The organism is Ferruginibacter sp. (assembly GCF_031430955.1).
Classification (GTDB): Bacteria; Bacteroidota; Bacteroidia; order Chitinophagales; family Chitinophagaceae; genus Ferruginibacter.
Genome location: NZ_JANPCM010000619.1, coordinates 1 through 4,920 on the forward strand (window position 1 = coordinate 1; position 4,920 = coordinate 4,920).

Here is a 4,920-nt window from a genome sequence, read left to right on the forward strand (position 1 = left end):
CATTTATTAATTGGTTCTCCTTTTATATAAACAACATTACCTTTTAAATTATTAACCTTACTTACGGTGATTGTATAATTTTGGGTTGAAATATTTACAATCAGCATTTTATATTGCTTTACCGTTTTTGATTTTAATACCGATATTATTCCGTCGTAAGTTATGGTAAACAAATTAACGGGAATAATATAAGTAAAGAATAATCTTGACAAAGAGAATGGTTGTATAAATGGTGCTGTAAAAATTTGCCCCAGTGTGGTGGTGAAAAATATTTTGATGATATTAATAAAACCAGGTTCTAACAATTCGGCAATTAAAAAAGAGGTTTTAGTTGTTGCCATTTTTTGTAAAATATCCTGTTGATGCTCCGCAGAAAAATGATGAAAAGCATTGTACATGGTGTATAAAATATTTTCAACCGGTTGCATTTGTAAAACATCTACAGAATGAATGGAGTAAATAACAGGCGGTTTGTTTTCAAAACTTTCATCAGGATATTTGTCAGTTAACAACATTGGCAATTGAATTGCCAACTGCTTATGAATATTCATTGCAGGAGTACCACTCCCACTGCAGCAATCCTGTAAAGAAATAATTGTATTCTCTGTAATCATTTTATTCAGCACTGGCACTAACGGCTTATATAAATTAGTCCATATGGCTATGCTGCCAATAAATTCTGTTTGCCAGCGACGTAATATTTTTGGAAACCAATTATAATCTTCCAGTTCTTTTATCATTGCTTAAATTACAGCATTATTATACAATATAATGCATTTATCGCAGCAAGATTTATTTACAGGGTTAATAACAATGGCAATAATTGGTTTTGCGTTATTGGGAATAGAACTTGCTCTAAAAAATAAAATTCTCAATAAACTTTTTGGCAGAAAGCTGTTGCACTTTACGGCCATCTGCACCTGTGCATTTGCCATCCACCGTTTTGAAAACCGTTTATTACTGGCCTCAGTTTTTTTGCTTTTCTTTTTTATTTTGCTAGGCGTTATTCGTAATGGCTGGATGCAGGTAAATGATTACAGAACTTATGGCATTGCATTTTTTCCGTTAGCATTTGCGGCATTATTATTTATTCCTTTCTTCAGCGATTTTATTATTGTTTACGCTGTTTTAATATTAGGCATCAGCGATGCCCTGGCTGGAATATGTGGTGAATATTTTGGCAAACAAAAAATTATATTTCTTGCAGAAAATAAATCATGGGTTGGCTTTACAGGATTTTATGTTTCAGCTTTAGCTGTCTCACTTTTTTATTTTAATAATTTTTCTTTACAAGGTATTTTACTTTGTATCGCACTGGCTCTGCTGCCCGCTATTACAGAATTATTCAGTTACCGTGGCAGCGATAATTTAACTGTACCGCTTTTTACTGGCGCATGGGCTTTACTGCTTATTGATTTATCTGCAGTACAAATACAAACACTTTTATTAGTTGCAATATTATTGGCAGTATTATCTGCATTTTCAATGTATAAAAAATGGTTAACGTTTAGTGGCGCAACAGCAGCCTGCTGGGTGGCTTTGTTACTTTTTATCGCCGGAGAATACAAGGCATTTATTGCTCCCGGTATTTTTTTAATCAGCGGCAGCTTATTATCAAAATTAAACAAACCGCAACAAGAAAAAGAAGGCCGAAATGCAAAACAGGTTTTTGCGAATGGTATAACCGGAATTATATTTATGATCTTATATGGTATCGTTAAAGAAGAAATTTATTTAATTACCGCTATCGTTTCTTTTTGTATCAGTATGGCCGACAGTACAAGTTCGGAACTGGGATTTTATTTTAAAGGCGCTACGTTTGATATTTTATCTTTTGAAAAATTACAACCGGGTGTATCGGGTGGTATTTCTGCTGCCGGAACTTTGGCAGGTTTAGCAGGTGCAATGTTGCTGGCCTTTATTACAAGTTATTTTTATAGCTTTTCTCTTTCGGTATTCTTATGCATTTTAATTGCAGGTTTTGCAGGCATGCTGGCTGATAGCATTTTAGGCAGTTGGTTGCAAATAAAGTATAAAACTTTGGATGGAAAACTTTGCGATGATGAAGAAAACGGTGCTAAAAAAGTAAAAGGTTTAAGCTGGTGCACCAATGATATGGTTAACATACTCAGCAATATGCTTATTACATTGCTGTTTTTTTATATTTTCAAACAAATACACTAAAAAGCTTTTGGCTGAAAAGGGTTGAAACCTTATTTTTGCACTCCTAATTCTGAGCGCAGGCAAAGAACCGATTGGGTTATAGTGTAACGGTAGCACTACAGATTTTGATTCTGTCCGTCTAGGTTCGAATCCTAGTAACCCAACAAAAGACTGGTAAATATTACCTGTATTTTTTTATGTGGTTGATTTAAAAGATATATTCGAGGTTATTCAGGATACTATCTTTCCTTCCTTCATGTGTACGATCCTGTCGCTCATTTGAGCCAACTCTTCATTATGCGTAACAATTAAAAAAGTTTGATTAAACTGTTTACGCAGATCAATAAAAAGTTCGTGTAGTTCCTTTGCATTTTTACTGTCGAGGTTGCCGGTGGGCTCATCGGCCATAACAATGGAAGGGTTATTAATTAAAGCCCTGGCCACAGCCACACGTTGCTGCTCGCCGCCGGAAAGTTGCTGCGGTTTGTTCTCCAAACGGTTGGAAAGGCCCAAAGTTTTTAATAATTCTTCCGCTTTAGCCAGTATTTCTTTCTTTTTTCCACCAGCAATCCAGCCCGGGATACAAACATTTTCCAGCGCTGTAAACTCCGGTAAAAGGTGATGAAACTGAAAAACAAACCCAATTTCTTTATTTCTAAAGGCGGCCAGTTTTTTTCCTGACAACTTATCAATCCTTTGATTATTTAAAATAATTTCTCCTGCCCCGGCAGTATCCAAAGTGCCCAAAATGTGCAGCAGCGTGCTTTTGCCAGCACCTGAGCTCCCTACAATACTTACAATTTCTCCTTTTTTAATGTCAATATCTACACCCTTTAATACCTGCAACTGGCCGTATTTTTTTTGAATATTCTTTGCTGACAACATGCTTTAAAAGTAATTAATAATTCATAAAAATAAGCTAATAGGCCTTTTATTTACCGTAAAACAATTTATGCCGGTAACAGCCGTTAATAAAACACTTTTGGTTATTTCCACAGAACCTATACATTTGCGGAAAATTAGGGTGTAATTATCCTGAATTATTTAAGAAAAATTTAAAGAGATACAATATGTTTTGGACATTAGAATTAGCCTCACACCTTGAAGACGCTCCGTGGCCTGCAACAAAAGATGAATTGATAGATTACTCCATTCGAAGTGGTGCCCCTATTGAAGTAGTAGAAAATTTACAGGAACTGGAAGATGAAGGGGAGATATATGAAAGTCTTGAAGATATCTGGCCCGATTACCCGAGCCATGAGGATTTCTTTTTTAATGAAGAAGAATATTAATAGCCCTTCCGCCCCTAAAGGGGAACTTTAGAGCATTATATTCCAATACGCTTTTATGATATAAAAAATTAAGCCGTTCAAAAATTGAACGGCTATTTTATTTTGTAAAGACCAAATTATTATTTTTATTGAGCGGAGGGAGTTTCCATTTGATCAATAACGGCCTGCGTTACACCGGTAAAGCTAAAACCACCATCGTGAAAAAGATTTTGCATCGTTACCATCCTTGTCATATCACTGAACATAGTAACAATATAGTTGGCACAATCTTCTGCACTGGCATTGCCCAAAGGACTCATTTTTTCTGCATAATTTATAAACCCGTCAAAACCTTTTACACCACTGCCTGCAGTAGTACGTGTAGGCGATTGCGAAATGGTATTAACCCGTACATGTTTTTTAACACCATACTGGTATCCGAAATTGCGGGCAATACTTTCTAATATGGCTTTATTATCTGCCATATCATTATAATCAGGGAATACCCTTTGCGCTGCAATATAACTTAGTGCTACTACCGAACCCCATTCATTAATCGCATCCTGTTTCATCGCTGATGCTAATACTCTGTGTAAACTCAATGCAGATATATCAAAACCTTTGTGTGTAAACTCGTAATTATTTTCTGTATAGGTTAGGCCTTTACGAACATTAATGCTCATGCCAATGGAATGTAAAATAAAATCAACCCCGCCGCTAAAATGTTCTTTTGCTTTTGTAATAAGATTTGCCACATCCTCATTGCTGCTTACATCACAGGGAATAACAGGTGCATTTACCGCTTCGGCCAATTTATTTATTTCTCCCATACGCATGGCAACCGGTGCATTGGTTAATAATAATTGTGCCCCTTCTTCGTGGCAGCGCAGGGCTGTTTTCCAGGCTATCGATTTTTCATCTAATGCTCCAAAAATAATTCCTTTTTTTCCTTTTAATAAATTGTATGGCATGTTTAAATATTTTGAGTGGTAAAAATAAGATTCTATTTGCTAAAGAAAAATTCTTTAAAATGAATTATAATAAAGCCAAAAATAAATACAATTATAAATATACTGGTAAGATTTAGCAGCATATATCCAATAAAGTTTTTAAAAGACTGGCGGGGATTTATTTTTTTATTCCAGAATTGATATGCGCTGTATGCGGCAATTAAACTGCAACAAATAATAAAGAGGAGTAAAAATTTTTGCAATAACATGGTTTCTAAAAAAATATACCTGCTTACTCAAATCAAACCGGAAGCTGGAGCTTCCGGGTACATCAATTGCCCACCATTTCCCTGGCATTCTGCAATGCAGCAGCAGTAGGCTTTTCGCCGATAAGAATTTGTGCAATAGCAGTAATGCGTTCATCATTATTTAATAACTTAACAGAGGTAATAATCTTATCTCCCTTTATTGCTTTATATACAAAATAATGGGCATTGGCTTTTGCCGCTATTTGCGGTTGATGTGTTATGGAAATC

At 35.3% G+C, this 4,920-nt stretch carries 5 protein-coding genes, 1 tRNA gene and 1 pseudogene; 3 read left to right on the top strand and 4 right to left on the bottom strand.

Annotated elements, in window-relative coordinates; translation table 11 throughout:
• The coding region (locus ACY65O_RS17575) for a hypothetical protein (protein WP_462222167.1) at positions 1-740 on the bottom strand (740 nt) is incomplete at its 3' end.
• Positions 741-771: 31 nt separating this feature from the next.
• On the opposite strand from ACY65O_RS17575, the gene ACY65O_RS17580 reads away from it, so the two are divergent.
• Both ACY65O_RS17580 and ACY65O_RS17585 read left to right on the top strand, forming a co-directional pair.
• Positions 772-2,184, top strand: a complete 1,413-nt coding sequence (locus ACY65O_RS17580; protein WP_462222168.1) for a DUF92 domain-containing protein — start codon at positions 772-774, stop codon at positions 2,182-2,184.
• 72 nt (positions 2,185-2,256) lie between these two features.
• Positions 2,257-2,327 (top strand) — tRNA-Gln (locus ACY65O_RS17585).
• Between the two features lie 67 nt (positions 2,328-2,394).
• Here ACY65O_RS17585 and ACY65O_RS17590 read toward each other — a convergent pair.
• Complete coding sequence (locus ACY65O_RS17590; protein ID WP_462222169.1) at positions 2,395-3,048, bottom strand: ABC transporter ATP-binding protein; 654 nt, start codon at positions 3,046-3,048, stop codon at positions 2,395-2,397.
• A gap of 185 nt (positions 3,049-3,233) precedes the next feature.
• On the opposite strand from ACY65O_RS17590, the gene ACY65O_RS17595 reads away from it, so the two are divergent.
• Positions 3,234-3,455 carry a DUF2795 domain-containing protein gene (locus ACY65O_RS17595; protein ID WP_430987439.1) on the top strand — a complete coding sequence of 74 codons (222 nt, stop codon included), beginning with the start codon at positions 3,234-3,236 and terminating at the stop codon, positions 3,453-3,455.
• A 125-nt stretch (positions 3,456-3,580) separates the two neighbouring features.
• Here the strand turns inward: ACY65O_RS17595 and ACY65O_RS17600 are convergent, their stop codons facing one another.
• Both ACY65O_RS17600 and ACY65O_RS17605 read right to left on the bottom strand, forming a co-directional pair.
• Positions 3,581-4,405, bottom strand: a complete 825-nt coding sequence (locus ACY65O_RS17600) for an enoyl-ACP reductase FabI (RefSeq protein WP_462222170.1) — start codon at positions 4,403-4,405, stop codon at positions 3,581-3,583.
• A gap of 310 nt (positions 4,406-4,715) precedes the next feature.
• Positions 4,716-4,920 (bottom strand): annotated as a pseudogene (locus tag ACY65O_RS17605) (DNA repair protein RecN); the annotation flags it as partial.

Excerpts from the sequence above, each read along its gene's own strand:
- ACY65O_RS17590 (WP_462222169.1), bottom strand. The coding sequence starts at position 3,048 with ATGTTGTCAGCAAAGAATATTCAAAAAAAATACGGCCAGTTGCAGGTA.
- ACY65O_RS17580 (WP_462222168.1), top strand. The coding sequence starts at position 772 with ATGCATTTATCGCAGCAAGATTTATTTACAGGGTTAATAACAATGGCA.
- ACY65O_RS17595 (WP_430987439.1), top strand. The coding sequence starts at position 3,234 with ATGTTTTGGACATTAGAATTAGCCTCACACCTTGAAGACGCTCCGTGG.
- ACY65O_RS17600 (WP_462222170.1), bottom strand. The coding sequence starts at position 4,405 with ATGCCATACAATTTATTAAAAGGAAAAAAAGGAATTATTTTTGGAGCA.